The following is a 26,585-nucleotide window of genomic DNA, read 5'->3' on the forward strand; positions in this document are numbered from 1 at the left end:
CCTTCTCTTAGTAGTCTTCAAGAATATCGCCGATTGGGTCGTTAGATGAAGCACCACCGTTACCAGAACCACCTTGTTTAGACAAGTTAAGGTAGATAATAGCAATTGCAACACCGATAACACCAAGTGCGATAAGAGTCAATTGGCTAATTGCAGCAAATGCAAAACCAAGTGCGAAGAATGGCCATACTTCACGAGTTGCCATCATGTTGATAACCATAGCATAACCTACAGCAACAACCATACCACCACCAACAGCCATACCGCCTTTGAGCCATTCTGGCATTGCTTCAAGAACAGATTGAACAGCTTCAGCTGGCATTGCTAGAAGAAGAGCAGCAGGAATCGCGATACGCAAACCTTGGAGAAGGAGAGCAAATAAGTGGTAACGTTCTACTGCAGCAAAGTTAGCTTCTTTTGCAGCATTATCAGCACCGTGTACAAGACCGACTGAAATTGTACGTACAATCATAGTAAGGAAAAGACCAGCTACTGCAAGAGGGATAGCAGTTGTAGTAGCAACGGCAATACCTTCAGTTGAGAAGTCTCCACCTTTAATCATGATGATAGCAGCAGCAACTGAAGCGAGAGCGGCGTCAGGAGCAACAGCTGCACCAATGTTAGCCCAACCAAGGGCAATCATTTGTAGAGAACCACCAAGCATAACACCTGCAGCTAAGTTACCAGTAACTAGACCGATAAGTGTACAAGCGACCAATGGTTGATGGAATTGGAATTCGTCAAGGATACCTTCAAGACCAGCGAAGAAGGCAACGATGACAACGAGAATTGCAGAAATAAATGTAATATCTGACATGTTGTAATCCTTTCTATACTAACAGATCGATTTATTGAACGTTTGCCTTGTTGATCAGTTCAAACAAGTCTTTTTTCGAATCGTTTGGTACTTTACGAACGTCAAATTTCACTCCAAGGTCACGCAATTTTTCAAATGTTGCAACGTCATCTTTATCCATTGATAATACGTTATTGACCATTGTTTTACCAGTTGAGTGAGCCATAGAACCGACATTCAATTCTTTGATTTCAAGTCCGCCTTCAATCGCTTCAAGAGCTTCTTGAGGCGTTTCGAAAAGAATCAAGGCATGTGTATTACCAAAGCGAGGGTCTTTTGATACCTCAATCAATTTCTTGATTGGTACAACGTTCGCTTTTACGTTACCAGGTGCAGCCTGTTTGATGAGTTGTTTGCGCAATTCATCTTTTGCAACCGTATCAGATGCAACGATAATACGATCTACTTTAGAAGCAGGAACCCAAGCAGTTGCCACTTGACCATGCAAGAGACGCGAATCGATACGAGCCAAGTTGATTTTCAACTTGCCGTCACCAATAACAGTTCCTGGAGGGATAGCACCTTGAGGTGCAGCAGGAGTGGCAGTTGCCACAGGAGTAGCTTCAGCTGGTTGAAGTTCTTCTGGAAGAACCTTCACTCCATCCTTAGCTTCCTTAATAATGTTTGCCGCAACTTCTTCCACACCAGCAGAAGCATTAATCATACGTTCTGTGTATGCTTGGATAAGCATTGGCAAGTTTAGACCTGTGATGATTACTACCTTGCGGTTTGGATTTTCACCAGCTACGCGGCTTGCTTGGTTAAATGGTGAACCACTCCAAAGGTCAGCCAAAACCAAAACTTCATCATCGGCATCGAATGCGTCAACGGCTGCATTCAGCTTGGCATATAAATCATCAGGACCTTCACTTGGCATAAAAGTAACGACTTGTACTTTTTCTTGTTCGCCAAAGATCATTGAACCTGACTGATGAATACCAGCAGCAAATTCGCCATGACTTGCAATAATGATTCCAATACTCATTATTGATCCTCCTAAATTTTTTTAGATCCTATGAAAGTCTGAAAAGGCCATCATATTCCTTGGAACGTGTATATTATAAAACGCTTACACAAGAATGTCAAGTATTTATGTAAATAAGTTTGGGAAAACTTTCAGAAAAACTATAAAATAATACCGCTTCGCATATGTTTTATTGGTCGCAGAACTCCTGATATCATCGCTTTTGTACAAAACAAAAACTCTGAAAATAATTTTTCAGAGCCTATAATTTTTTATAAAAATAATTTTTCTAATTCTTTTGCGACACCATCTTCAAAATTGGCAAATTCAGTCATCTGATCAGCATGGGGGCGAAGTGTGTCACTACAGTTTTTCATGCCATATGCTTTTCCAGCGAGGTCAAGCATTTCTACATCATTATGTTCATCCCCAAATGCAATCAAATCTTTTGCATCTAATTGAAATATATCCAATAAATAAATCAAAGCTGAAGCCTTAGTAACACCTTTTGCACAGGTTTCCAATACATTGAGAGGTCCACCCCAGGTATTGATTTCTAATTCATTATTGAAATAAGATCTCATTTCTTCCGCAAGTGCGTATTTATCAGTTGCTCTTGTCTGCATGAGGATTGAATGTGGGTCAGAAGTGATTAATTCAGGTGTAATAAGTGTATCAGGTGTTATTTGTTCAACTCCCATCAAGCTAGGATCAACTCGGTCCAGATGATTTTGTGTAATAAAGAATTTATTTTTATACTCACCAGCAATAAACTCGGCTTCAAATGTATCTTCAGATTTTAAAAATTCTAATAGATAGCTTTTATCGATTAAAACACTCTTTTCCCATTCCCATCTTCGATTTGGAATATGTACCAATGACCCGTTAAAATTAATCATCGGTGTATCTAACTCCAGTTGTTGATAGAATGTTTCAGCCATCCGATAGGGGCGTCCAGTAGCAATTAAAACTAGGTGTCCCTGTTTTCTTACTTTTTTAATTGTAGAGATTGTGTACTCGGATAATTGGCTTTCTTGATTTAAAAGCGTTCCATCCAAATCAATTGCTATCATTTTTTTCTTCATCATTTAATGTTTATATTACTCCGTTTTATAGCTAATAAGTGACAGTATATCAAAAACAAGTAAGATAATCAAAAAATTAATAGTTCAGCTATTTAATAGTAGAGAATGCAATATAGTTCACAAAAAACGAACGTTTCAACAAATATTTAAGAGGAATCTGTAAAAATTACTGGAAAAAGCGTTCATTTCTATTGAAATATTATTTTATTTCCAGTATAATAAGTTTATTGTTCGTGAATAAAGGAGAAAAATGAAAAAATGGACAAATTTTTTAAACTAAAAGAACATAATACGACTGTTTCGACAGAGATTATGGCAGGGCTTACGACATTCTTTGCAATGTCATATATTTTATTTGTTAACCCAAGCATTTTGAGTGTTGCGGGTATGCCAACCCAAGCTGTTTTCTTGGCGACCATTATTGCCAGTGCGGTCTCTACATTAGTAATGGGACTATTTGCAAATGTACCTTATGCTTTGGCACCAGGTATGGGGTTGAATGCCTTCTTCACCTATACAGTAGTTATTGGTTTGGGCTTCACATGGCAAGAAGCACTTGGTATGGTATTCTTGTGTGGTTTGTTTAATATCTTTATCACAGTTACAAAAGTTCGTAAAAGTATTATTAAGGCGATTCCTGTTAGCTTGCAACATGCTATTGGTGGAGGTATTGGGGTATTTGTAGCCTACCTTGGTTTCAAAAATTCTAACTTGATTACTTTCCTAACATCTGGTTCAGATATCATTACAGTCAATGGTGTTGCCCCGGCGGATGCAACAGCAGAAACATTCTCAAATGGTGTTTTCTCTGTCTTAGCTGGCGGTGGTGTAGTTCCTTCTATCTCAACCTTCACTGATCCAAGTGTACTTCTTACTGTATTTGGTCTGATTCTTACAGCTGTTTTGGTTATTAAAAATGTACGTGGTGCTATCTTGATTGGTATTATCGCGACAACTGTAGCAGGTATCCCAGCAGGTGTAGTTGATTTATCTTCTATTAGTTTTGCAGATAATCATATTGGTTCAGCATTTGAAGAATTAGGGACAACCTTCCTTGCAGCCTTTGGAGGAATCGGCTCACTATTTGCTGATTCAAGCCGTTTACCATTAGTATTGATGACCATTTTTGCATTCAGTTTGTCAGATACATTCGATACTTTGGGTACGTTCATTGGTACAGGTCGTAAGACTGGTATCTTCTCTGCTGAAGATGAAAAAGCACTTGAAAATGGCACAGGTTTCAATTCAAAAATGGATAGAGCGCTCTTTGCAGATGCAATTGGTACATCTATTGGTGCCATCTTTGGTACTTCAAATACCACAACCTATGTTGAGTCTGCTGCAGGTATCTCAGCAGGTGGGCGTACAGGTTTGACAGCTGTCACAACAGCAGTTCTCTTCCTTCTTTCTATTCTTATTTTGCCATTTATTGGAATCGTGCCAGCGGCAGCGACATCTCCAGCCTTGATTATTGTAGGTGTCATGATGGTATCCTCATTCCTTGATGTGGATTGGAGCCGATTTGAAGATGCGCTTCCAGCCTTCTTTGCAGCCTTCTTTATGGCACTATGCTTCTCTATCTCTTACGGTATTGCAGCAGCCTTTATCTTCTATTGCTTGGTAAAAGTTTCAACAGGCAAGGCTAAAGAAATTCACCCAATTCTTTGGGGTGCTACAGCACTGTTTATTTTAAACTTTATCATTTTGGCCATTATCTAACATGGTTTATATACATCAACCTGGTTTCTAAGAAACCAGGTTTTTTGTCAAATATATAGAATGTAGGAAGCGGGTTACGACTAATTTGAGACAAATTTAAGAAATGTAAAATGGTTTGTATTAGCTATATGAGGAAATTTGTAAATAGAAGACCCCTTAAACGAAAAGTCCAAGGGGGAATGCGTTAACTATAATGTTTGAATAAGGCATGAGTTGCTTCGTGAATAGTCCTTGCTGTCTCAGCATTATTCATTGTATAAAGATGGACACCAGCCACATCATTAGTGACCAAATCAACAATTTGATCCACAGCATAGGCAAGACCTGCAGCCCGAAGTGATTCAGGATCGTGCTCATATTTTTCTAAAATGGCTTTAAACTTACGGGGCAAGCGTATGTTTTCACACGTTTTCAAGAGTCGAAGTGCCTGATTCCTGTTGATAATAGGCATGATACCTGCAATAATAGGCACTTCGATGTCTGCTAGAATACATTTCTCTTGAAAATTGTAGAAGGCTTCATTATCGAAGAAGAGTTGTGATACTAATGTCGAACAACCTGCGTCCACTTTCTTTTTTAGGTTCTTGATATCTGATACTGCGTTTGGCGATTCAGGATGTCCTTCAGGATAGCAAGCTCCGATGATATCAAATCGAGGAGCTTCTTCCTTGATAAAGGAAACTAAATCGGTTGCATATTTGAAATCCTCCTTTGGAGAAAGTCCATTGATAATGTCTCCACGCAGGGCTAAAATCTGATGGACACCGATTTCGTCGAGAGAATGAAGAACAGAACGAACTTTTTCCTTTGTTAGATAAGCCGCAGGTAAGTGTGCAATGGTTGGAATATGTAACTCATTGTGCACATGGTTTGCCAACTTAACAGTTGTTTCCTCAACATTCAAATTGTTGTTGCTACAAGTCACACTAATAAAGTGAGGGGCCAAACCCTGCATCTCATTAAGCGCGTGGATAATTTTTTCATTGCCTACTTCTGGTTTTGGAGGAAAAATTTCAAATGAGAGACTTGGGGTTTGACCAATCATAAATTAGAGTTCCTTTCTGGCTGCCTTAGCTGCTTGAATCAAGTGGATAAGGCTGACTTTTGTTTCTTTTTCACCACGAGTTTTAAGACCGCAGTCGGGGTTAATCCACACTTTTTCTTTTGGTACTTTAGCAAGAATGGCTTCTATCGTATGAGAAATTTCTTCTACAGATGGAACACGTGGGGAGTGGATATCATAGACACCAGGACCTACCTGAGTTTGGAAATTCTTAGCCTTGAGTTCGTCTAAGATAACGAGATTTGAACGGCTGGCTTCAAAGGAGATAACGTCCGCATCCATATTGTCGATGGCAGGAATAATGTCTGTAAATTCGCTATAGCACATGTGAGTGTGAATTTGAGTATCTGGTGCAACAGTTGAGTGAACTAATCGGAAAGCTGGAATCGCCCAATCCAAATATTCACTGTACCAGTCGCTACGACGAAGTGGTAATTTTTCACGTAAAGCTGCTTCGTCAATTTGGATAATCTTGATACCCGCTGCTTCAAGGTCAAGAACTTCTTCCTTGATAGCAAGGGCGATTTGAAGAGTTGATTCTTTAATAGAAATATCTTCACGAGGGAATGACCAGTTGAGGATGGTTACTGGCCCTGTCAACATACCTTTAACTGGTTTGTTTGTACGGCTTTGTGCATAGCTTGACCATTTAACAGTGATTGGGTTCAAGCGCGTCACATCCCCCCAGATGATTGGTGGTTTTACCCCACGCATACCATATGATTGGACCCATCCGTTCTTACTGAAGAGATAACCAGAAAGGTTTTCACCGAAGTATTCTACCATGTCGTTTCGTTCAAACTCACCATGAACCAAGACATCGAAGTCAACTTCTTCCTGCCATGCAATCCATTTGTCTATTTGAGCTTTAACAAATGTATCGTATTCTTCTTCTGAGATATTTCCTTTGCGGAAAGCCAAGCGTGTGCTGCGAATTTCTTTTGTTTGAGGGAAAGATCCAATCGTTGTTGTTGGAAGAAGTGGTAAGTTCAATTTCTCACGTTGAATGGCTTCACGTTCTGCAAAGACTGGTAGGCGTGTATAGTCAGCGTCTGTCAGTCCTGCAAGACGGTCTGCGAGCACTTTGTCACGACCAACTCGTTCAAGGGAGAAAAGTTCCTTGTTTGCCGCTAGGGCTGTATCACCTTGTCCATTGCGAATGGCATCCAAATCACGCAATTCGTTCAATTTTTCAACTGCAAAGGCAAAGTGGTTGAGAATTGCGGGTTCAAACTCTTCATTTGCTGTTGTGAAAGGCACGTGAAGAAGAGAGCAAGAAGTTGTTAGGACGACATTTTCAGCTGGAATAGCATCCAGAATAGCCAAGCTCTTTTCATAATGGTTACGCCAGATATTTTTACCGTTGACGATACCAGCGTAAAGGGTCTTGTCAGCTGGGAAGCCTGTTGCAACAAGTGCAGCAGTTTCCTTACCTTCTACAAAGTCAAGACCGATGGCATCGACTGGTAGGTTAGTCAATTCTGTGTAAATATCACGAACATCACCGAAGTAGGTTTGGATGAGGACTTGCAAGCCTTTTTTGTCTGCCAAGAGAGGTTGATAGATATTTAGGAACAGGGCTTTTTCATCTGCAGTCAAATCCTTGACCAAGCTCGGTTCGTCCAGCTGGATTTTTTCAGCGCCAAGTTCTGCTAATTTTTCAAAAACTTGTCCATAGGCTGCAACTAAGCTATCAGCGAAATCAGTAGCAGTTAAACCTTCTTCAAAATCAGTTAATTGTAAGAGAGTAAATGGTCCGATTAAGACTGGTCGAGTTGAGATACCTAAGTCTTTTGCTTCTTGGAATTCATCGAAAATCTTTTGACCAACTAGTTTGATTTCTGTGTCTTTTTCAATAGCTGGAACGATATAGTGGTAGTTGGTGTTGAACCATTTTTTCATCGGTCTAGCACGAACGTCCCCTTTTTCTCCTTGATAGCCACGCGCTAAAGCGAAGTATTTTTCAAGGTCAGTCAAATCAAGGTTTTGTGCTGCTTTAGGTACGATGTTGAATAGTACTGCTGCATCCAAAATATTGTCATAGTGTGAGAAGTCGTTGCTTGGGATTTCAGTAATGCCTGCCCCTTTTACAATATTCCAATGTTTAGCGCGCAATTCTTTGGCAGCAAGCAAAAGTTCTTCCTGTGGAATTTCATTTCTAAAGTATTTTTCAGTAATAAATTTTAATTCCCGGTGTTCTCCGATTCGTGGGAAGCCGATAATGGTAGTCGTCATGGTAGTTCCTCCAAAATATTTTTATGAACCTATCCTAACAAAAAAAAGAACACTTGTATAATTGTAAAAAATTAGAGGAAGGTATAGTTTTTAGCTATACCGTTTTTTTAAGAGACCAAGCTTAATTTTTTTCTATATTATTAATAACTTAAAAATGATAGCTTGTTTTTGCTAGTAGAATGATGGAGTAACTAAACAGAGGTCATAGTTTTTCTTTAAGTCGTGATAAATTTTATATATTGGTCAAATAGGGTATTCCTTGATAGACTAGTACTACTTTTGAAAATTGGAGGAAAATGTAATGAAAAAGAAATGGCTTGCAGGTTTGCTTTCAACGGTTGCGGTGGTAACCTTGGCAGCTTGCGCAAGCGGTGGTTCATCAACGACTACATCAAGTTCTAGCTCATCAGCTGACACAGAAACATTTACATATGCTATTAATGGAGATCCAAGTTCAACCAACCCAATTAATACAAGCGATCGTTGGGGATTGACCTTGACAAATTTTATCTATTCTCCACTTATTCGTGTAGAGGCTGATGGTAGTTATGTCAATGAATTGGCAGATTCTTATGAAGTAGCCGAAGATGGACTTAGTATCACAGTGAAACTTCGTCAAGATGTAAAATGGTCTGATGGTGAAGAATTTACAGCTGATGATGTTGTCTTTACTTATGAACAAAAGATTAAAGAAGAAAATGGTGGATCAGATGGTTTATATATCAATGGTCAACCTGTAACAGTCGAGAAGGTGGATGATTACACTGTGAAGTTTGTTCTTCCAGCTGTTTCAGCGCCAGCTTTGGACAATATTGTGACGGAAACCTACATCATTCCTCAACATGTGTTCAAGGATGAAGCCGACTTTTCTGCTAGTCAGTTGACAGCGACACCTGTCGGGACTGGTCCATACAAGTTTGTGGAGTACAAACATGGTGAATACATCAAATTAGCAGCGAATGAGTACTATTACAAGGGTAAAGCTAAAATTGATAATCTCGTTCTTCGTATCATTGAAAGTGCAGACACCACTAAAGTAGCACTCCAAACTGGTGAAGTAGATGCGGCCTTTGTGCTTCCATCAGATATTAAAGATTTGAGCACCGATACCATTACAACATATGCTTATAGTGAAAACCGTATTGGCTATCTTGGTCTCAATACCTCAACTGAAGAATTGAAAGATGTGATAGTTCGTAAAGCCTTACTTTATGCGTTGAATAAAGAGGAGCTTAACCAAGCGGCCTATCTTGATAAGAAATACTATGAAACGCCATATTCATTCTTACCAGTTGCCAATCCATATGTAACAGAAGATGTTGAGAAATATGAACAAAATATTGAGAAGGCAAAACAACTCTTAGCAGAAGCAGGTGTCAGCAATCTGACTGTGAATCTTGGATACTCATCATCAGATGCAGCCCAAACCTTGCAAGCTACTTTGATTCAACAACAATTAGCAGCAATTGGTGTTACTGTTGAATTGGCAGGTGGAGACTCTACAGCGCTCTTTACAGAGTTGAAAAAAGAAGGTTCTACAGCATATGACCTCTTCTTGGGTGGCTACATCATGGGAAATGACCCTGATCAGTATGCTCGTTTGTTTAAAACTGGTGGTGCTTCAAATTACTTTAAATTGGCGTCAAGCGAGGTTGACAGTCTCTTTGAACAAGGTGCTGTTGAATTGGATCAAACAAAACGTGAGCAAATTTATGATAATTTGCAAGCAACATTGGCTGATCTAGCTGTCATCTACCCTATCGTAGATAACAAAAAAGTTTTGGCAGTTAACAATCGTGTAAAAAATGTTGAAGAAGCTGGATTAATTCCAATTTATACATTTGAAGATCCGTCTAAATTAACAATTGAATAAGTATAATATGGGATGGAAGAGGGATTTTCCTTGCTCCCAAAGAGGAGAAGGAGTGGCAAATTGCCGAAAATTCCTCCCCTCTTTTTCTCGTTTTTGGAGGATGTATGTTTCGATATATTTTAAAAAGAATTTTACAGGCAATTCCCCTCTTGCTGTTGATTTCTTTCATTGTGTTTTCATTGATTCAGTTAGCCCCCTTTGATGTCATTGATTCAATGACAACACCAAATATGAGTCAAGAACAAATTGATTTGTTGAAGGTGAAATATGGTTTGGATCAGCCATTTTTAGTTCAATATTTTGTATGGTTGAAGGGGATTTTATCGGGAAATTTGGGTTTTTCCCTCATGACTCAACACTCGATTGGGGCAGATTTGGCCGAGAAAATTCCCAACACGATTTCCTTGGTGTTACCAGCATATTTGACGGCTCTTGTCTTAGCCATTACACTTGGCCTTGTTTCTGCTTCCCAACGTGGCAAATGGGCTGATAAAGTCATTGATGCCTTTGCATCTGTGGGCATTGCGGTACCAACTTTCTGGTTTGCTATGATTTTAATCTATTTCTTTGGTTATAAGTGGCGAGTATTTCCGTTTATCGGAATGTACACTTTGGGAAAGGAAGGAGATGTTCTTGATTTTCTAGCACATTTTGCCTTACCTTATCTTACATTGACCATGGCATTTTTACCTGAGTTGACTCGGTTTATTCGAGCGTCAGCGATTGTAGAGGTTGAAAAAGACTATGTAACCGTTCAAGAAGCTTTCAAAGCTAAACGGTTTGAAATTTTTGGGAAACATGTGGCCCGCAATGTTTTAATTCCTGTCGTGACTCAAGTTGGGATGGCCTTACCAATGTTGGTAACGGGTGCTATTATCACAGAGACTATTTTTGCTTGGCCTGGTGTAGGTCCTTATTTGACAGCGGCTACTAAGAGTTTGGACTATTCAGTGATTATGGCTGTCATGCTTTTGTCTGCGACCTTAGTTATTCTAGGGAATCTCTTATCAGATATTCTCTATGCTGTCGTCGATCCACGTATTTGGAAAGGAGGAGAGGGACAATGATTCTTAAACAATTCAAGGAGACTTTGAAGAGTTCGCCACTCTATCTTTTCTCTCTTCTTTTTATTCTTTTCTTGATTATTTTATCTCTCATTGCGCCGTTGATTCCTATTGATCCAAATGTAACAGATGTCAGTCAAATGAACCAAGGGCCTAGTGCTGAGCATTGGTTTGGAACCGATCAAGTAGGGCGTGATTATTTTATTCGTGTTATTTATGGGGGACGGATCTCTCTTTTAGTTGGTTTGTTGGCGATGGCTGCATCAGTGACCATTGGAAGCTTGGTTGGCATCACAGCAGGCTATCTGGGAGGAAAATGGGATAATGCCATTATGCGGGTAGTAGATGTGCTGTCATCCATTCCTTGGCTAGTCTTAGTGATTGTTCTCAGTATCTTTTTAAAGCCTGGTTTATCCACAATCATTATTGTGATTGGTGGTTTTTCATGGATGAGTATTGCTAGGATGTTACGGGCTGAAACCTTAAAAGCAAAGGTGGCAGAATATGTTGGCTATGCATCCTTTATAGGTTTAAAGAAACCATTGATTGTTTGGCGACACATCCTGCCAGCCATCTTACCGACCTTAATTGTAACGGCAACAACTAGTATTTCGTCAGCCATTATGACAGAATCAGCTCTTAGTTTCTTAGGAACGGGGATTCAACAGCCCTTAGCATCCTGGGGTAGTCTTTTACAAAATGCCCAGTCTACCTTACAGAGTGCTCCGCATATGGCGATCTTACCGGGACTTTTTATCCTATTGACCATTTATTCATTTAATAATATCGGTGATCTCATACGTGATTGCCTTGAAAGAGAGGTGTACTAATGTCAAAGCACTTGGTAGAAATCAGTAACCTCACCATTATCAATCAAAAAAGTAAAGAACAAATCATTCTCGTCAAAGGGATTAATCTCTCCATTCCCAAAGGAAAAATTGTTGGAATTGTTGGAGAATCTGGTTCGGGTAAGAGTTTGACAATGAAATCCTTGATGGGGATTTTACCAAAAGGTTTGGAAGCAAGCTATGATCGATTTGAAATGGATGGAAAGCAAGTACGTAATCCAAAGGTTTTGCCTTTGTCTATGATTTTTCAAGATCCAATGACCTCTTTGAATCCATTACGGACCGTTGGTTTTCATTTACGGGAAGTTCTTCGTCGTTTTCAGCCAAAATTGACCAAGGAAGAGCAGGAAGTGGCCATTTTAGAGATGTTGGATAAGGTAGGAATTTCTAATTCAGAACTTCGTCTCAAACAATTTCCTTTTGAGTTTTCAGGTGGCATGCGTCAAAGGATCATGATTGCTATGGCTTTATTGACCAAGCCAGACATGTTAATTGCTGATGAACCAACAACGGCATTAGATGTGACAATTCAAGCTCAAATATTGGCATTGCTGAAAGAATTGCAAGAGCAATTAGGATTGACAGTTGTCATTGTGAGTCACGATTTTAGTGTCATTGCTGGTATTTGTGATCAGGTCTATGTGATGAGAAATGGCCTGGTGGTGGAACATGCACCTGTTGATACGATTTTTGCACAGTCTTTGCATCCCTATACGCAATCTTTGTTGAAAGCGGCCCGCTTAGAAGCAAGTCATGGTCCCGTACCGGCTGATCGCGATGATAGTCAGTTGGTTCAAGTTGGTCCAGAACATTGGGTGAGAAAGGAGGAGAAAAATGGCTAAAGAAGTATTGGTACAAGTTTCAGATGTGAGAAAGACCTATTCCAAGAAGAATTGGTTAGGTCAAGAACAACGCGTCGATGCTTTAAATGGTGTTGATTTGTCCATTTATAAAGGTGAGACACTCGGTCTGGTTGGTGAATCTGGCAGTGGTAAATCGACATTGTCTAAAATTGTTTTGGGACTGGAAAAAGCAAGTCAGGGACAGGTAGACTTTCCTGGTTTGACAGCTGAGGAACTAAATAATCAAGCGCTTCAGGTGATCTATCAGGATCCCTACTCCTCCCTCAATCCCTATCTATCAGCTTTAGAACTTGTCAAAGAACCGCTTTATTTGTTACCAAAAAAGGAGGCAGAAGAGAGGGCTTTAGCAATGTTGGAAAGGGTAGGTATACAGGGGGATGCTGTACATAAACGCCCAAAATCTTTTAGTGGGGGCCAACGCCAGCGTATTGGAATCGCTCGGGCAGTTGTATCCAATCCGCAATTTATCGTGTGTGATGAACCGACTTCTGCTCTGGATGTTTCGATTCAGGCAACCATATTGGATTTGCTTAACCAGCTTCAAGAGGATTTAGGTTTAACCTATCTTTTCATTTCTCATGACCTAAATTTGGTGCAGCATTTTGCTGATAGGATTGCGGTCATGTACAAGGGTAGTTTGGTTGAAATTGGACCTGCGCAGGATATTTTTCAAGATCCCCAACATCCCTACACCCGCTATCTTTTGCAATCCAATTTAAGTTTAGATCCCCATCAGGCAAGAGCTCAATTGCAGGAGTTGTCACAGACAGGTCTCCTAAAGGATTTCATTACGGAAGGCGAATGGAAAGAAATCAGCGGGGACCATTTCGTATTACAGGCTGTTGATAAATAATTTTTATCAGTCTATAAATCTTCTATATTAGACAAGGCGAGTGAGCCGTGCTACAATGAACGAAATAAATGAAAGGAGCTTTTTATGGGAAAAGTGATTATTGGAATTTCAGGAAATGAACAAGAATTTCCAACAAAATCTGGTCGAGTTTACGTAACAGTTGCGCGTGAATTGGCAGACGGTGTTCGTCAGGCTGGTGGTGTACCAATAGTTATTCCTATGGGAACTCCTGATTTAGCCAAAGATTACATTGACGTGATTGATAAGTTGATACTTTCAGGAGGTCAGCATGTTGACCCGAGTCTATATGGGCAAAAACGTTTAATTGACAGTGATGATTATCTATTAGAACGTGACGAATTTGAGTTGGCTTTGATTGCTGAAGCCTTACGTCAAGGAAAACCGATTTTTGCAGTCTGCCGTGGGATGCAGTTACTGAATGTTGCACTTGGTGGTAGCTTGGAGCAAGAAGTTGCTAATCACTGGCAAAATGACTTGGTGGGCACCTCCCATCGTTTGCAAGTCAAACCACAAAGTCGTGTCGGTAAGTTATTTGCTCAAGGAAGTCAAATCAATTCCTTTCATCATCAGCGTATTAAAGACTTGGCACCCGGATTAGTCGCGACTGGTCTAGATCCAAGAGATGGTACGATTGAGGCTTATGAAAGTAAAGGCAAACAGGCTCTGTTTGGTCTACAGTGGCATCCAGAATTTTTGTACAATGACTGTAAACAGCACAGAGAGCTATTTCACTATTTGGTAGATGTGTTTTAAAGAGGGAAGCGGTTCCCTCTTTTATTATTATCAATTGTTATAATTGCATTTGTATTTGCTATAGTGAAAACCTATAGCCATCTATAAAAAAAGTCAATTGGTCAGAACTGAATTTCTGTGTTAAGATAGATACAGTTCTAATTTTAAGGAGATATATTTTATGAAATTAAAAAAATTATTTAGTTTAGCAGCAGCAACTTTATCAATCGGTGTTCTTACTGCATGCGGTAGTTCATCTTCAACTTCATCATCCGATTCAGCAGAAACAAAAACTTTGAATGTAGGTATCATGACTCGTGATGATTATACCACTGAATTGTGGGACAAAATCACTGAATTGGCTGCAGATAAGGGTGTAACACTTAACTTGACTGAGTTTACTGACTATTCACAACCAAACAAAGCTTTGGCTGAAGGCGATATTGATGTCAATGCATTCCAACACATTTATTTCTTGAATAACTGGAACCAAGAAAATGGTGAAGACTTGCAAGTTGCTGGTTATACAATTTATAGTCCAATCCGTTTCTATTCTGGTGTTGAAGGTGGTAAAGAGAAATATACTTCAACAGATGAGATTCCAGAAGGTGCGGAAATTGCAGTTCCAAATGATGCAACAAATGAAAGTCGTGCACTTTTCTTACTTGAGTCAATTGGGTTGATTGATTTGGATGTTGCGGATGGTGAGTTGGCAACACTTGCAGATGTTAAAAGTAATCCTAAAAACATCACTATTACAGAATTGGATGCTAGCCAAACAGCTCGTTCACTTGAATCTGTAGATGGTGCAGTTATCAACAATAACTATGCAAAAGAAGCTGGTTTAGACACAGATAAAGCTCTTTATATCGAGCAAAAAGGTCCTAATACAGAATTATGGTATAATGTAATTGCAGCACAAAAAGGCTGGGAAGATTCAGACAAGGCTGATGCGATTAAAGTGTTAATTGAAGCATACAACACAGATGAAGTAGCAGAAATTATCACACGAGCTTCTGGTGGAACTGACTTCCCAATCTGGGACGAAGTTGCAGCGCAATAATTGAAGATTTTTTGATAAGGAATAGAGGAAGCTGATACGAATGTTTCAGCTTCTATTCCTATTTTTAGGGAGGGACGTTCATGAGCTATTTAACAGAACAAGAACAGATCGCAAAATTTTGGCAAGATGAAATAGTACAAGAAAATATCAACCTTTTGCAGACTTTAATTGGTAAAAAATCGATTTTCGCTCAACAAATTGGATTGGAAGAGGTAGCTGACTATCTTCAAGTACTGTTTGAAGAGGCAGGAGCATCAGTTCTAGTGGATAAATCTTACGCTGCTCCGTTTGTCCTTGCCAAATTCGTGGCAAATCATCCAGAAGCTCGAACAATCATCTTCTATAATCACTATGATACTGTTCCAGCAGATAGTGATCAGATTTGGTTGAATGGCAAGCCGTTTGAGTTAACAATCACAGAAGATACAATGTATGGTCGTGGGGTTGATGATGATAAAGGTCATATTATTGCACGCCTGACAGCTGTAAAGAAGTATTTAGCCAAGCATGGAGAATTGCCTGTAAATATTATTTTTATCATGGAGGGTGCTGAGGAATCAGCGTCTGTTGATTTGGATAAATACCTTGCCAAATACAAGGAACAATTGAGTCATGCAGAGCTACTCATTTGGGAACAAGGAATTCGCAACAAGAAAAACCAATTAGAAATTTCCGGCGGTAATAAGGGGATTGTGACTTTTGATGTGAGCGTTACAAGTGCAGCACTGGATATTCATTCCTCATTTGGTGGGGTTGTTGATTCAGCTCCGTGGTACCTGCTACAAGCATTAAATAGTTTACGGGAACCAGATGGAACCATAAAGGTTCCTGGTATTTATGAGAAGGTTCAGGAGCCGAATGAGCGTGAATTGGCTTTAGTTGAGGAATATGCATTGATTCATGCGGAAGGGTTACATGAAATCTATGGCCTGACCTTGCCACTCTTGATTGAGGAGAGAAAAGCACTCCTGAAACGTCTGTATTTTGAACCGTCAATTACGATTGAAGGAATTCATGCAGGCTATCATGGTCAGGGTGTTAAAACAATAATTCCTGCCCAAGCTAGTGCAAAAATGGAAGTACGACTGGTTCCCGGCTTAAGTCCAGAAGGTGTTTTGGACAGCATTCGGGAATATTTAGCGGATCAAGGGTTTGATAAGATTGAGGTAAACTTTACCCTAGGTGAAGAGTCTTATCGCTCTGATATGTCTGCCCCAGCTATTTTGAAAGTCATTGATTTAGCTAAGTCATTCTATCCTAATGGTGTTTCAATTTTACCAACCTCCCCTGGCACTGGTCCTATGCACACCGTTTTTCATGCACTAGAAGTTCCAATTGCTGGTTTTGGTTTGGGACATGAAGGTAGTAGAGATCACGCAGGTGATGAAAATGTTAAGATTGCTGACTATATTGCACATGTAGAATTTATTGAGGAGTTGATAGAAACCTATGAGTAAGGAAATCATTAAACTAGATAAGATTGATGTTACCTTCCGTCAGAAAAAGCGGGAGATTACAGCAGTAAAAGATGTGAGTATTCATATTAACCAAGGGGATATTTATGGTATCGTTGGATACTCAGGAGCAGGAAAGTCGACTCTTGTTCGTGTGATTAACCTCTTGCAAGTGCCGACTGGTGGAACTATTACCGTTGATAAGGATGTCCTATTTGAAAATGGTAAGGTAACATTGACTCCAGCTCAGTTACGCAGGAAACGCCGTGATATCGGTATGATTTTTCAGCACTTTAACCTAATGGCCCAATCAACTGCAGCAGAAAATGTGGCCTTTGCCCTTAAACACTCAGGGTTGTCCAAAGAAGAAAAGGCTGAAAAAGTAAAGAAATTACTTGATCTTGTTGGTTTGGCTGACCGTGCTGAAAACTATCCAGCTCAACTATCTGGTGGGCAAAAACAACGGGTAGCGATTGCACGAGCCTTGGCCAATGATCCTAAGATTCTGATTTCTGACGAGTCCACATCCGCACTGGATCCAAAAACGACCAAGCAAATTTTGGCACTTTTGCAGGAACTCAATGAAAAATTAGGTTTAACAATTGTTCTCATCACACATGAAATGCAGATTGTCAAAGATATTGCTAACCGAGTAGCTGTGATGCAGGATGGGCGTTTGATTGAAGAAGGTTCTGTATTGGAAATTTTCTCGCATCCAAAACAAGAATTGACCAAAGACTTTATCAAAACAGCAACAGGAATTGATGAAGCTTTGGTGAAGATTTATCAACAAGGCATCGTGAAAAAATTGCCAGACAATAGTGTGCTGGTGCATTTGAAATACTCAGGTTCAAGTACTGACACAGCGATTGTTAATGATCTATATAAATTCTACCAAGTTTCATCAAATATTCTTTATGGGAATATTGAAATTTTGGATCATATTCCAGTAGGTGAATTGGTGGTTATTCTATCTGGTGAACAGGCAAATATTCAACGCGCGTTGACAGCCGTACGGGAAGCCAATGTTGAAGTAAACATTTTGAAAGGAGACCTTGCATGAACGCGTGGATTGAATCAACATTTGCAAATGTTATAAAAATGGGGTGGGATACCTCTTATGGTTGGAAAATTGCTATCGAATCTACCATTTACATGACCTTCTGGTCCTTTGTATTTGGAGGACTCTTGGGCTTGCTGGCTGGTTTATTACTGGTATTAACAGGTCCAAGAGGTGTATTAGAAAATAAATATGTTTTCTGGATTTTGGACAAGGTAGCCTCTCTCTTTCGTGCCATTCCTTTTATCATTTTGTTAGCGGTTATTTCACCTGTTACTAAACTTATTGTTGGGAAATCAATTGGTATGACAGCCGCTCTGGTTCCTCTCTCTTTATCAGTATTTCCATTCTATGCCCGTCAGGTACAGGTTGTTTTATCTGAGATGGATCGTGGGGTTATTGAGGCGGCACAAGCTTCAGGAGCAACGATTTGGGACATTATTTGCGTCTATTTGCGTGAAGGTCTACCAGATTTAATTCGTGTGACAACCTTAACTTTGATTTCCTTGATTGGTTATACAGCAATGGCGGGAGCAATTGGTTCGGGTGGTCTTGGGAATGTTGCTATTTCTTATGGATACAATCGTTCTGACCATGACGTGACATTTGTTGCAACGTTATTAATCCTGATAATGATTTTCTTTGTTCAGTTTGTTGGAGACTTCTTCACTAAGAAAATCAATCATCGATAGTGAGTAGAAAGGGATTGGCTATGGAATTTGCAAAACTTGTTCGAGGTGAACCGGGTCAGTATGTAGCATCACAAGGAGCACTTAAAGAGTTACCTGACTGCCTCTCTCTATTTAAACACCCTGTCGTAATAACTGGTCAAAAATCTTATGCGGCATTTGTCAAACATTTTGGGAAAGAGTCAGATTGGCCAGTGCTATTCTATGATCAAACAGCTAGTCATGAGGATATGGAACGGTTAGCAGCTCAAGCTCGTCAACTGGAAGCTGATGTGATCGTTGGCATTGGTGGTGGTAAGGTCATGGATACGACAAAAGGAGTTGCTGATCGATTAAATGTAGAAGTTGTGTTGATTCCTACACTAGTCGCGACATGTGCATGCTCAACACCGCTTCTAGTTGCCTATCACCCTGATCATACCTTTAAATCGATTGACTATTGCCAAAGATCTGGATTTATGACAGTCGTTGATTATGATTTACTGGTAGATGCTCCCAAAGAGTTCTTGATTAGTGGACTTTCAGATACATTAGCAAAATGGTACGAATTAGAAGCCATCCATCGTGGAAAATTGCGACAGGATTTACCAGCGACAGTCCAATTAGCCCTGGCAACTGCACAGGTTAGTCAAGATATTCTATTGCAAGATACTGAGTCTGTTCTTGAAGCAGTGGATAAGAAACAGGTTACACCTGCTTTCAAGCGAATGGTTGATACAGTCTATGTTGTTGCAGCAAATGTTGGTTGCCAGACTAGTGATTATGTTTCTGGTGCCCACGCTTTGCACAATGGGTTGACGGTTTTGCATGAAACACATCGGATTGCGCATGGGCTAAAAGTCGCATATGGAATTTTGGTTCAATTATGTTTGACAGGTGATGAGGACGAAGTTCGTAAGCTCCTTCCTTTCTATAAGAAAAATGGCTATATTTACCGTTGGGACCAATTTGGAGTTGAAGAGAATCGCTTATCAGCTATGAAAAAGGTTGCTGATTTAGCAACGGTACCGACTGAAAGTTATGTAAACATTCGTCGGGATATTACAGCTGATGAAGTAGTTGCCGCTATGCAACGGCTGGAAGAAATAGTGGAGGAAGCAGCTCATGACTAGAAAGATTGGAATTATTGGACTTGGACATGTGGGGGCTACCTTGCTTCATGATTTAATTGCAGGGCAAGTCTTTGATAGTTACGTGGTCATTGATAAGGATGAAAAAAAAGTAGCATCAGACGTGCTAGATATGAAAGATCGAGTTGCCAATACAGGTTACTTTGCAGATTTTGTCGTTAATGACTATTCAGCCTTAAGCGATGCAGATATTGTTGTATCTAGTTTAGGCAATATTTTATTGCAAGCAAATGCTGCCAATAGTCGTTTTGCAGAGCTTCCTTTTACTAGTCAGGAAGTGAAGGATGTTTCTAAGAAATTAGTGGCATCTGGTTTTTCAGGAATCTTAATCGTTATCACAAATCCAGTTGATGTGATTACCCAACTATATCAAACTTACACAGGTTTCCCGAAAGAAAAGGTCATCGGTACAGGAACTCTACTAGATACAGCTCGAATGAAGCGTGCGGTAGGGGAAAAATTTGGTGTTTCACCCGTCAGTGTTTCAGGCTATAATCTTGGTGAACATGGAAATTCTCAGTTTACGGCTTGGAGTCAAGTTTGGGTGAATCAAACGCCAATTCAGCAACTACTTTCAACTGATGAATTAAGCCAGCTGGCAGTTGAGGCGCGTGTTGGCGGACATACGGTATTCTTTGGTAAAGGCTATACCAATTTTGCAATTGCAGCAGCTGCTAAGACTTTGATTGAGGCAGTTTTGTCTAATAGCAGAGTGAATTTGCCGGTATCCCATTATTTGGAAAGTTTTGATACTTATATAGGCTATCCAGCCTTGGTTGGACGTAATGGAATTGAAGACTCAGTCGTTCTCGATTTACCAAAGGGTGAACGGGAGTTACTTGATCGTTCCGCGCAAATTATTCGTGAACGAGTAGACATTGCTAAAACAGGTGATTGGGATCAATTGATTTTATGATTTATCTGAAAGTTCTATAATGAAGTTAGCCACCTTGCTTTACTCAAAAAAATTGTTTCGCTATCTTTGAGTAAGTCGGTAATTTCATTTGATAACAGGCTTGAAGCTGTTAGGCTAAGTGGCCAAGGCTAATAGTAGCCTTGGTTTTGCTGACAAAACAGGTTCAAGGGTTCCTGTTGTCAAATGAAACCCAATTTAAGGCAAAAGAAAATACCTCTGTGCTATACTTGTTGTTCACCACAAACACAAGGAAGGGCACAGAGATGCAAAAACATTATACTCCAAAAGGCAAACATTTGACAAAAGATAACCGTCGACTGATTGAACGATAGAAAAATGAAAATATGTCCAATCGTGAAATTGCTGGGTTGCTTGGAAAGGCTCCTCAGACGATTAATAACGAAGTCAATCGTGGGACAACCTTACAACAAGTGCGAAAAGGGCTGTACAAAAAAGTCTATTCTGCCGACTATGCACAAACGGTATACCAAACTAATCGAAAACGATCGGTAAAAAAGATAATCCTAACGAAAGAATTGAAAGAGAAAATAGTACACTATACTAAGCAAAAATTTTCTCCTGAAATGATGGTTAAGAAGAAGAAAATGAAAGTGGGCATTTCAACCATTTACTATTGGTTTCATAATGGCCATTTAGGATTGACGAAAGCAGACATGCTTTATCCTAGAAAAGGGAAAAGTTTCAAGAAGCAAGCTAGTCCTAACTTTAAACCAGCAGGCAAATCTATCGAAGAACGTCCTGACGTTATTAATCTTCGCTTAGAAAATGGTCACTATGAAATTGATACAGTTCAACTAACTAGAGTGAAAAATCATTGTCTTTTAGTCTTAACCGACCGTCGGAGTAGACACCAAATCATCCGTCTGATACCTAACAGAACCACTGAATCAGTCAATCAGGCACTGGAGGGAATCTTGAGGGAACATCGTATTCTGTCAATTACTGCAGATAACGGTACAGAATTTAGTCGTCTGGCTGAAGTGTTTCCTCAGGAGTATATCTACTATGCGCATCCCTACTCTTCATGGGAGAGGGGAACAAATGAAAATCACAATCGATTGATTCGTAGATGGTTACCAAAAGGAATCAAGAAAACGACCTCGAAAGAAGTCGCTTTTATCGAAAATTGGATTAACAACTACCCTAAAAAATGCTTGGACTACAAGTCGCCGAGTGAATTTCTTATGGGTGGCTAATTTCAACTTGAAATTTGGGATTTTTGGTGATTTGGAGAATATCAAAAGGAGATTTAGCTCTAAAAATCAACTTTTTACTTGACAAATCGCTTGTTATACTACATATAATAAGGCTTGACTTTCCAGCCAAGCCTTCCTAAAAGGAATATTATGGAGGGGGCTTCAAATGGAGTGTGCAAATTGCCAACATTCTCTAGCTGGGGGTGAATTAACTTTACCTTGGGAAGATGGAGATAACAATTATGCTTATGTTCGCTGTCCGCATTGTGGCTATGCAAATATAAGATATGGATTTGGAGAAGATGATTAAGGAGAAAATATGTCGATTTTTGATTATTTTAACTCACAAGATGAACGATTTCCAGAGACAGACTGGTATTGTGATGGATGTGGAGAATATTTGAATGACCAACATGGATTTGATGACCATAAATACGTATGGAAATGTACGGAGTGTGGTTTTAAGTCAAGTATTTCGAAAGATAACATTTTTGACTGAGTTTTAAATGAGAGTATTATTAGACAACCTTATCATTTTCTGTTATAATGCTCTATAAGAAAGAATGTTATTTCTTAGATTTCTCAAGCGAGTTCGGGGTGGTGGAAGCCGAGTAGAAATGGAAATAATTGGCGCTTTCGGTCACAATCAAACAATAATGAAGTAATAAATTAGGGTGGAACCGCGTTCTCAACGCCCCTATGTCTGTGGACAGGGGAGGAGAATGTGGTTCTTTTTCTGTTTTGCCAGAGATGAGAGGGAGGAGATGAAGAACTTTTATCTAGTAGATAGTCAAGAACAACTGTTAAACTATCAGCAGTTTGTCACAAAATATGAGGCAAAATGGCATGACTATATCCAGTTCTTAAGGAAAGAATATCAAGTTCGTGATTTGCCCCAAGCTCTTATCTGGTCGAATGAAGAAGCCGCAAGAAAATTACTTGGCCAAAGTCCCGTACCAGCCTACACTAATGACATCCGCATGGTCATGACACCAGACTTAGCAGTTTGGAAAAAGATTTACCAGCATCAACTAGATAGCTACGAGAACAGCCCAGACTTGCAGACATTGAGTGCTCACTACAAAGGTTTGTCGGAAAATCATCTGTTGCAAATTATCGGTCATGAGCTGGCGCATTGGTCAGACCTTTCTCTGGATGACTTTGCGGACTATGATGCAAACATCTGGTTTGAAGAGGGCATGGTCGAGTACATCAGCAGACAGTATTTTTTGACAGAAGAAGAGTTTGCTCAAGAGCGGTTCTGTAATCAGCTCTTGGTTGACCTCTTTCAAGAAAAACACGGCTGGCATTCCTTGGATGCTTTTGGAAAATCCACTTACGAAGGAGATTACGCGAGTATTTTTTACGAGTACTGGCGAAGTTTTCTCACCATTGACCAGTTAGTAGAGAAAGTAGGTTCGGTCCAAGCACTTTTTGAAACCTATCATAAATGGACGCAGTCAGACCAAAGCATTTCGCTACTCAACTGGTTTGTGCAGGAAGAATTATTAGAAAAAGAAATTTAAAAAGAAACAGGAGTAACTTATGTCAAAAAAACTTACTTTCCAGGAAATTATCCTGACCTTACAACAATTTTGGAATGAGCAGGGGTGCTTGCTCATGCAGGCTTATGATACGGAGAAAGGTGCTGGTACTATGAGTCCCTACACTTTTTTGCGTGCTATCGGTCCTGAGCCATGGAATGCGGCTTATGTTGAGCCAAGTCGTCGTCCTGCGGATGGTCGTTACGGGGAAAACCCAAACCGTCTCTATCAGCACCACCAATTCCAAGTGGTTATGAAACCATCGCCTTCTAATATTCAAGAACTTTACTTGGAGTCTTTGAAGCGTTTGGGCATCAATCCTTTGGAGCACGACATTCGTTTCGTTGAGGACAACTGGGAAAACCCGTCAACAGGTTCAGCTGGGTTGGGCTGGGAAGTTTGGTTGGATGGTATGGAAATCACGCAGTTTACCTATTTCCAACAGGTTGGTGGTTTGGCGACAGGTCCAGTCACAGCCGAAGTAACTTATGGTTTGGAACGTTTGGCATCCTATATCCAAGAAGTTGACTCCGTTTACGACATCGAATGGGCAGACGGCGTTAAATATGGCGAAATCTTTATCCAGCCAGAATATGAGCATTCAAAATACTCCTTTGAAGTATCGGACCAAGATATGCTCCTTGAAAACTTCACTAAGTTTGAAAAAGAAGCAGAGCGGGCTTTGGAAGAAGGCTTGGTTCACCCAGCCTTTGACTATGTGCTCAAATGTTCTCACACCTTTAACCTGCTCGATGCCCGCGGAGCTGTGTCTGTAACTGAGCGTGCTGGCTACATTGCCCGTATCCGTAACCTTGCTCGTGTTGTTGCCAAAACCTTTGTGGCAGAGCGGAAGAAACTAGGCTTCCCACTTCTAGACGAAGCAACACGAGCAGAATTGTTGAAGGAGGACGCAGAATAATGACAAAGAATTTACTTGTTGAACTTGGCTTGGAAGAGATTCCTGCCTATATCGTAACCCCAGCCATGCACCAGTTGCGTGACCGCATGGCGACTTTTTTGACAGACAACCGTTTGGCTTTTGATAGCATCGATGTCTTTTCAACACCACGCCGTTTGGCTGTTCGTGTCCGTGGTTTGGCGGACCAGCAGACTGACTTGACGGAAGATTTCAAGGGGCCTGCTAAGAAGATTGCCTTGGACGCAGACGGAAACTTCACCAAGGCCGCAGAAGGTTTTGTCCGTGGCAAAGGCTTGACGACAGCGGACATCGTATTCCGCGAGATTAAGGGTGAAGAGTATGTCTACGTGACCAAACATGAAGCTGGTCAGCCAGCAAAGGCAGTTTTGGCGGGCATTCCAGAGGTCTTGAAGGCTATGACCTTTCCTGTCAGCATGAACTGGGCGTCCAACAAATTCGCCTACATCCGTCCTGTCCACACCCTGACCGTTCTCTTGGACGATGAAGCATTGGATATGAATTTCTTGGACATTTCGTCAGCTCGCATCAGCCGTGGTCATCGTTTCCTTGGAAATGAAACTGAGATTGCAAGTGCAGATTCTTACGAGGCAGACTTGCGTGCACAGTTTGTCATTACAGACCCCGCAGAGCGTCAACATATGATCGTCGAGCAAATCAAGGCTATCGAGGACAAACACAATGTGACCGTTGAGATCGACGAAGGCCTACTTAATGAAGTTCTCAATCTGGTTGAGTTCCCAACTGCCTTTATGGGCTCCTTTGACACCAAATACTTGGAGGTACCAGAAGAAGTTTTGGTCACTTCCATGAAAAACCACCAACGTTACTTCGTGGTGCGTGATAAGGCTGGCAAGCTCTTGCCAAACTTCATCTCCGTCCGGAATGGTAACGACCAACACCTTGACAATGTTATCAAAGGAAATGAAAAAGTCTTAGTGGCCCGTTTGGAAGATGGTGAGTTCTTCTGGCGTGAGGACCAAAAACTCAAGATTGCCGACTTGGTAGAACGCCTCAAAGTCGTGACCTTCCATGAGAAAATCGGCTCACTTTACGAGCATATGGAACGTACCAAAGTTATCGCAGAAAAACTGGCCGACTTAGCTGGCTTGTCTGCGGATGAAAAAGCGGATGTGGCACGTGCGTCAGACATCTACAAGTTTGACCTCTTGACAGGTATGGTTGGTGAGTTTGATGAATTGCAAGGGATTATGGGTGAGAAGTATGCCCTTCTTGCAGGGGAAAAACCTGCGGTGGCAGCGGCAATCCGTGAGCACTACTTGCCAAATTCAGCAGAAGGCGAATTGCCTGAGAGCAAGGTCGGTGCGGTCTTGGCACTTGCTGACAAATTTGATACCCTTCTATCCTTCTTCTCAGTTGGCTTGATTCCGTCTGGTTCAAACGACCCTTACGCTCTTCGTCGTGCAACACAAGGCATCGTACGGATCTTGGAAGCATTTGGTTGGGAAATTCCATTGGATCAGTTGATTGCGGAGCTCTACAGCTTGAACTTTGCCAGCTTGACCTATGACAACCAGTCAGCTGTGATGGACTTTATTCGTGCCCGTGTAGAGAAAATGATGGATAAAGCGATTCCGAAAGACATCCGTGAGGCTGTACTTGCCAGCTCAACCTTTGTGGTCAGACTGCAACTGGCAGCCAGCTCTGCAATTTTCCAAAAATCAAAAGAGGCTGACTACAAGCAAGCCGTGGAAAACTTGTCACGGGTCTTCAACTTGGCTGAAAAGGCGGAGGCGACTGCGATTGACGAGGCACTTTTTGAAAACGAGCAGGAGAAAACTCTTGCTGCAGCAGTGGCTGGCTTGGAATTGACTGAAGACATGGCAGGCAACTTGGATAAGCTCTTTGCATTGAGCCCAGTTATCGCAGCCTTCTTCGACAATACCATGGTCATGGCAGATGATGTGGCCGTAAAAGCCAACCGCTTAGCCCTCTTAAAAGCCTTGGCAGATAAGGCTTCAGTAGTGGCAGTTTTCAATCTCTTGAATAGTAAGTAGGGGGGGAAAAGATGGAACAAGCAAAAATCAATCGGATCAATGAATTGGCTAAAAAGAAAAAAGCTGGTACCTTGACACCAGAGGAAAAAGTTGAACAGGCTCAGCTCAGGGAAGAATATATCGAGGGATATCGTCGAGCAATCCGTCATCATATTGAGGGGATTAAGCTGGTTGATGAAGATGGCAACGATGTGACGCCAGAGAAACTTCGTCAAGTCCAACGTGAAAAAGGCTTGCATGGCCGTAGTTTAGATAATCCAAATTCCTAAATTTATATTACTAAAAAAATAAGTGAAAGACTAGGTTTTCTAGTCTTTTTTTACCATCAGCTACGCTATGCTTTGGAATGTCCTTCATATCCAATTTCTACGAAAATGCTAT

The 26,585-nt window shown here is 40.6% G+C and carries 23 protein-coding genes and 1 pseudogene; 19 read left to right on the forward strand and 5 right to left on the reverse strand.

Features of this window, described 5'->3' with window-relative positions:
• Positions 1–7: 7 nt before the first annotated feature.
• The 3 genes from ACPC58_RS04420 to ACPC58_RS04430 all read right to left on the reverse strand — a co-directional run bounded on the left by ACPC58_RS04420 (position 8) and on the right by ACPC58_RS04430 (position 2,905).
• A complete protein-coding gene (locus ACPC58_RS04420) occupies positions 8–817 on the reverse strand; it encodes a PTS mannose/fructose/sorbose transporter subunit IIC (RefSeq protein WP_434065369.1) in 810 nt (269 codons plus the stop codon).
• A gap of 31 nt (positions 818–848) precedes the next feature.
• Positions 849–1,841, reverse strand: a complete 993-nt coding sequence (locus tag ACPC58_RS04425; protein WP_434065370.1) for a PTS sugar transporter subunit IIB — start codon at positions 1,839–1,841, stop codon at positions 849–851.
• A 251-nt stretch (positions 1,842–2,092) separates the two neighbouring features.
• Positions 2,093–2,905 (reverse strand): Cof-type HAD-IIB family hydrolase, encoded by an 813-nt coding sequence (locus ACPC58_RS04430; RefSeq protein ID WP_434065391.1) that lies wholly within the window; start codon positions 2,903–2,905, stop codon positions 2,093–2,095.
• Positions 2,906–3,163: 258 nt separating this feature from the next.
• On the opposite strand from ACPC58_RS04430, the gene ACPC58_RS04435 reads away from it, so the two are divergent.
• Positions 3,164–4,624: an NCS2 family permease gene (locus tag ACPC58_RS04435; protein ID WP_434065371.1), complete on the forward strand. Its 1,461-nt coding sequence runs from the start codon at positions 3,164–3,166 to the stop codon at positions 4,622–4,624.
• A 184-nt stretch (positions 4,625–4,808) separates the two neighbouring features.
• Here the strand turns inward: ACPC58_RS04435 and metF are convergent, their stop codons facing one another.
• Complete coding sequence (gene metF, locus ACPC58_RS04440) at positions 4,809–5,669, reverse strand: methylenetetrahydrofolate reductase [NAD(P)H] (RefSeq protein WP_434065372.1); 861 nt, start codon at positions 5,667–5,669, stop codon at positions 4,809–4,811.
• A gap of 3 nt (positions 5,670–5,672) precedes the next feature.
• The gene (gene metE / locus ACPC58_RS04445) at positions 5,673–7,922 is read right to left on the reverse strand and encodes a 5-methyltetrahydropteroyltriglutamate--homocysteine S-methyltransferase (protein WP_434065373.1); all 2,250 of its coding nucleotides are present in this window, start codon (positions 7,920–7,922) and stop codon (positions 5,673–5,675) included.
• A gap of 301 nt (positions 7,923–8,223) precedes the next feature.
• On the opposite strand from metE, the gene ACPC58_RS04450 reads away from it, so the two are divergent.
• From ACPC58_RS04450 to ACPC58_RS04535, 18 genes and pseudogenes are all read left to right on the forward strand, one after another.
• Positions 8,224–9,795: an ABC transporter substrate-binding protein gene (locus ACPC58_RS04450; protein WP_434065374.1), complete on the forward strand. Its 1,572-nt coding sequence runs from the start codon at positions 8,224–8,226 to the stop codon at positions 9,793–9,795.
• Positions 9,796–9,899: 104 nt separating this feature from the next.
• A complete protein-coding gene (locus tag ACPC58_RS04455) occupies positions 9,900–10,862 on the forward strand; it encodes an ABC transporter permease (protein WP_434065375.1) in 963 nt (320 codons plus the stop codon).
• Entirely contained in the window at positions 10,859–11,689 is an 831-nt protein-coding gene (locus ACPC58_RS04460; protein ID WP_434065376.1) for an ABC transporter permease, read from the forward strand. The genes ACPC58_RS04455 and ACPC58_RS04460 overlap by 4 nt, the downstream gene beginning before the upstream one ends.
• Entirely contained in the window at positions 11,689–12,549 is an 861-nt protein-coding gene (locus tag ACPC58_RS04465) for an ABC transporter ATP-binding protein (protein WP_434065377.1), read from the forward strand. The genes ACPC58_RS04460 and ACPC58_RS04465 overlap by 1 nt, the downstream gene beginning before the upstream one ends.
• Positions 12,542–13,423 (forward strand): ATP-binding cassette domain-containing protein, encoded by an 882-nt coding sequence (locus ACPC58_RS04470; RefSeq protein ID WP_418127053.1) that lies wholly within the window; start codon positions 12,542–12,544, stop codon positions 13,421–13,423. Before ACPC58_RS04465 ends, ACPC58_RS04470 begins: the two co-directional genes overlap by 8 nt.
• A gap of 84 nt (positions 13,424–13,507) precedes the next feature.
• Positions 13,508–14,197: a gamma-glutamyl-gamma-aminobutyrate hydrolase family protein gene (locus ACPC58_RS04475; RefSeq protein WP_434065378.1), complete on the forward strand. Its 690-nt coding sequence runs from the start codon at positions 13,508–13,510 to the stop codon at positions 14,195–14,197.
• 160 nt (positions 14,198–14,357) lie between these two features.
• The gene (locus ACPC58_RS04480; RefSeq protein ID WP_434065379.1) at positions 14,358–15,239 is read left to right on the forward strand and encodes a MetQ/NlpA family ABC transporter substrate-binding protein; all 882 of its coding nucleotides are present in this window, start codon (positions 14,358–14,360) and stop codon (positions 15,237–15,239) included.
• Positions 15,240–15,319: 80 nt separating this feature from the next.
• Positions 15,320–16,696 carry a M20/M25/M40 family metallo-hydrolase gene (locus ACPC58_RS04485; RefSeq protein WP_434065380.1) on the forward strand — a complete coding sequence of 459 codons (1,377 nt, stop codon included), beginning with the start codon at positions 15,320–15,322 and terminating at the stop codon, positions 16,694–16,696.
• Positions 16,689–17,756: a methionine ABC transporter ATP-binding protein gene (locus ACPC58_RS04490; RefSeq protein ID WP_434065381.1), complete on the forward strand. Its 1,068-nt coding sequence runs from the start codon at positions 16,689–16,691 to the stop codon at positions 17,754–17,756. The genes ACPC58_RS04485 and ACPC58_RS04490 overlap by 8 nt, the downstream gene beginning before the upstream one ends.
• Positions 17,753–18,445 (forward strand): methionine ABC transporter permease, encoded by a 693-nt coding sequence (locus ACPC58_RS04495; RefSeq protein ID WP_434065382.1) that lies wholly within the window; start codon positions 17,753–17,755, stop codon positions 18,443–18,445. The genes ACPC58_RS04490 and ACPC58_RS04495 overlap by 4 nt, the downstream gene beginning before the upstream one ends.
• Positions 18,446–18,465: 20 nt before the next feature.
• Positions 18,466–19,554 (forward strand): iron-containing alcohol dehydrogenase family protein, encoded by a 1,089-nt coding sequence (locus ACPC58_RS04500; RefSeq protein ID WP_434065383.1) that lies wholly within the window; start codon positions 18,466–18,468, stop codon positions 19,552–19,554.
• The gene (locus ACPC58_RS04505; protein ID WP_434065384.1) at positions 19,547–20,488 is read left to right on the forward strand and encodes a lactate/malate family dehydrogenase; all 942 of its coding nucleotides are present in this window, start codon (positions 19,547–19,549) and stop codon (positions 20,486–20,488) included. Before ACPC58_RS04500 ends, ACPC58_RS04505 begins: the two co-directional genes overlap by 8 nt.
• 263 nt (positions 20,489–20,751) lie before the next feature.
• Positions 20,752–21,705: pseudogene (locus ACPC58_RS04510) on the forward strand (IS30 family transposase).
• Between the two features lie 166 nt (positions 21,706–21,871).
• Complete coding sequence (locus ACPC58_RS04515) at positions 21,872–22,015, forward strand: hypothetical protein (protein WP_165390479.1); 144 nt, start codon at positions 21,872–21,874, stop codon at positions 22,013–22,015.
• A gap of 454 nt (positions 22,016–22,469) precedes the next feature.
• On the forward strand, positions 22,470–23,231 hold the full coding sequence (locus tag ACPC58_RS04520; RefSeq protein ID WP_434065385.1) for an elongation factor Tu: 762 nt from the start codon (positions 22,470–22,472) through the stop codon (positions 23,229–23,231).
• A gap of 19 nt (positions 23,232–23,250) precedes the next feature.
• Positions 23,251–24,168, forward strand: coding sequence for a glycine--tRNA ligase subunit alpha (gene glyQ / locus ACPC58_RS04525; RefSeq protein ID WP_105096502.1), 918 nt, complete (start codon positions 23,251–23,253; stop codon positions 24,166–24,168).
• Positions 24,168–26,204: a glycine--tRNA ligase subunit beta gene (glyS, locus tag ACPC58_RS04530; RefSeq protein ID WP_217374709.1), complete on the forward strand. Its 2,037-nt coding sequence runs from the start codon at positions 24,168–24,170 to the stop codon at positions 26,202–26,204. The genes glyQ and glyS overlap by 1 nt, the downstream gene beginning before the upstream one ends.
• Before the next feature lie 11 nt (positions 26,205–26,215).
• The gene (locus ACPC58_RS04535; RefSeq protein WP_130555170.1) at positions 26,216–26,473 is read left to right on the forward strand and encodes a DUF896 family protein; all 258 of its coding nucleotides are present in this window, start codon (positions 26,216–26,218) and stop codon (positions 26,471–26,473) included.
• The last annotated feature ends 112 nt before the right edge of the window (positions 26,474–26,585 follow it).

Origin of the sequence: Streptococcus sp. VTCC 12905 (genome assembly GCF_049893385.1) — a bacterium.
GTDB classification, from domain to species: Bacteria; Bacillota; Bacilli; order Lactobacillales; family Streptococcaceae; genus Streptococcus; species Streptococcus suis_AA.

Coding starts and splice junctions, on each gene's coding strand:
- ACPC58_RS04430 (WP_434065391.1), bottom strand. CDS start 2,905: ATGAAGAAAAAAATGATAGCAATTGATTTGGATGGAACGCTTTTAAAT.
- ACPC58_RS04520 (WP_434065385.1), top strand. CDS start 22,470: ATGAAGAACTTTTATCTAGTAGATAGTCAAGAACAACTGTTAAACTAT.
- ACPC58_RS04420 (WP_434065369.1), bottom strand. CDS start 817: ATGTCAGATATTACATTTATTTCTGCAATTCTCGTTGTCATCGTTGCC.
- glyQ (WP_105096502.1), top strand. CDS start 23,251: ATGTCAAAAAAACTTACTTTCCAGGAAATTATCCTGACCTTACAACAA.
- ACPC58_RS04495 (WP_434065382.1), top strand. CDS start 17,753: ATGAACGCGTGGATTGAATCAACATTTGCAAATGTTATAAAAATGGGG.
- ACPC58_RS04435 (WP_434065371.1), top strand. CDS start 3,164: ATGGACAAATTTTTTAAACTAAAAGAACATAATACGACTGTTTCGACA.
- ACPC58_RS04500 (WP_434065383.1), top strand. CDS start 18,466: ATGGAATTTGCAAAACTTGTTCGAGGTGAACCGGGTCAGTATGTAGCA.
- ACPC58_RS04455 (WP_434065375.1), top strand. CDS start 9,900: ATGTTTCGATATATTTTAAAAAGAATTTTACAGGCAATTCCCCTCTTG.
- ACPC58_RS04535 (WP_130555170.1), top strand. CDS start 26,216: ATGGAACAAGCAAAAATCAATCGGATCAATGAATTGGCTAAAAAGAAA.
- ACPC58_RS04425 (WP_434065370.1), bottom strand. CDS start 1,841: ATGAGTATTGGAATCATTATTGCAAGTCATGGCGAATTTGCTGCTGGT.
- metE (WP_434065373.1), bottom strand. CDS start 7,922: ATGACGACTACCATTATCGGCTTCCCACGAATCGGAGAACACCGGGAA.
- ACPC58_RS04470 (WP_418127053.1), top strand. CDS start 12,542: ATGGCTAAAGAAGTATTGGTACAAGTTTCAGATGTGAGAAAGACCTAT.
- ACPC58_RS04505 (WP_434065384.1), top strand. CDS start 19,547: ATGACTAGAAAGATTGGAATTATTGGACTTGGACATGTGGGGGCTACC.
- ACPC58_RS04480 (WP_434065379.1), top strand. CDS start 14,358: ATGAAATTAAAAAAATTATTTAGTTTAGCAGCAGCAACTTTATCAATC.
- ACPC58_RS04460 (WP_434065376.1), top strand. CDS start 10,859: ATGATTCTTAAACAATTCAAGGAGACTTTGAAGAGTTCGCCACTCTAT.
- ACPC58_RS04490 (WP_434065381.1), top strand. CDS start 16,689: ATGAGTAAGGAAATCATTAAACTAGATAAGATTGATGTTACCTTCCGT.
- ACPC58_RS04465 (WP_434065377.1), top strand. CDS start 11,689: ATGTCAAAGCACTTGGTAGAAATCAGTAACCTCACCATTATCAATCAA.
- glyS (WP_217374709.1), top strand. CDS start 24,168: ATGACAAAGAATTTACTTGTTGAACTTGGCTTGGAAGAGATTCCTGCC.
- ACPC58_RS04475 (WP_434065378.1), top strand. CDS start 13,508: ATGGGAAAAGTGATTATTGGAATTTCAGGAAATGAACAAGAATTTCCA.
- ACPC58_RS04515 (WP_165390479.1), top strand. CDS start 21,872: ATGGAGTGTGCAAATTGCCAACATTCTCTAGCTGGGGGTGAATTAACT.
- ACPC58_RS04485 (WP_434065380.1), top strand. CDS start 15,320: ATGAGCTATTTAACAGAACAAGAACAGATCGCAAAATTTTGGCAAGAT.
- metF (WP_434065372.1), bottom strand. CDS start 5,669: ATGATTGGTCAAACCCCAAGTCTCTCATTTGAAATTTTTCCTCCAAAA.
- ACPC58_RS04450 (WP_434065374.1), top strand. CDS start 8,224: ATGAAAAAGAAATGGCTTGCAGGTTTGCTTTCAACGGTTGCGGTGGTA.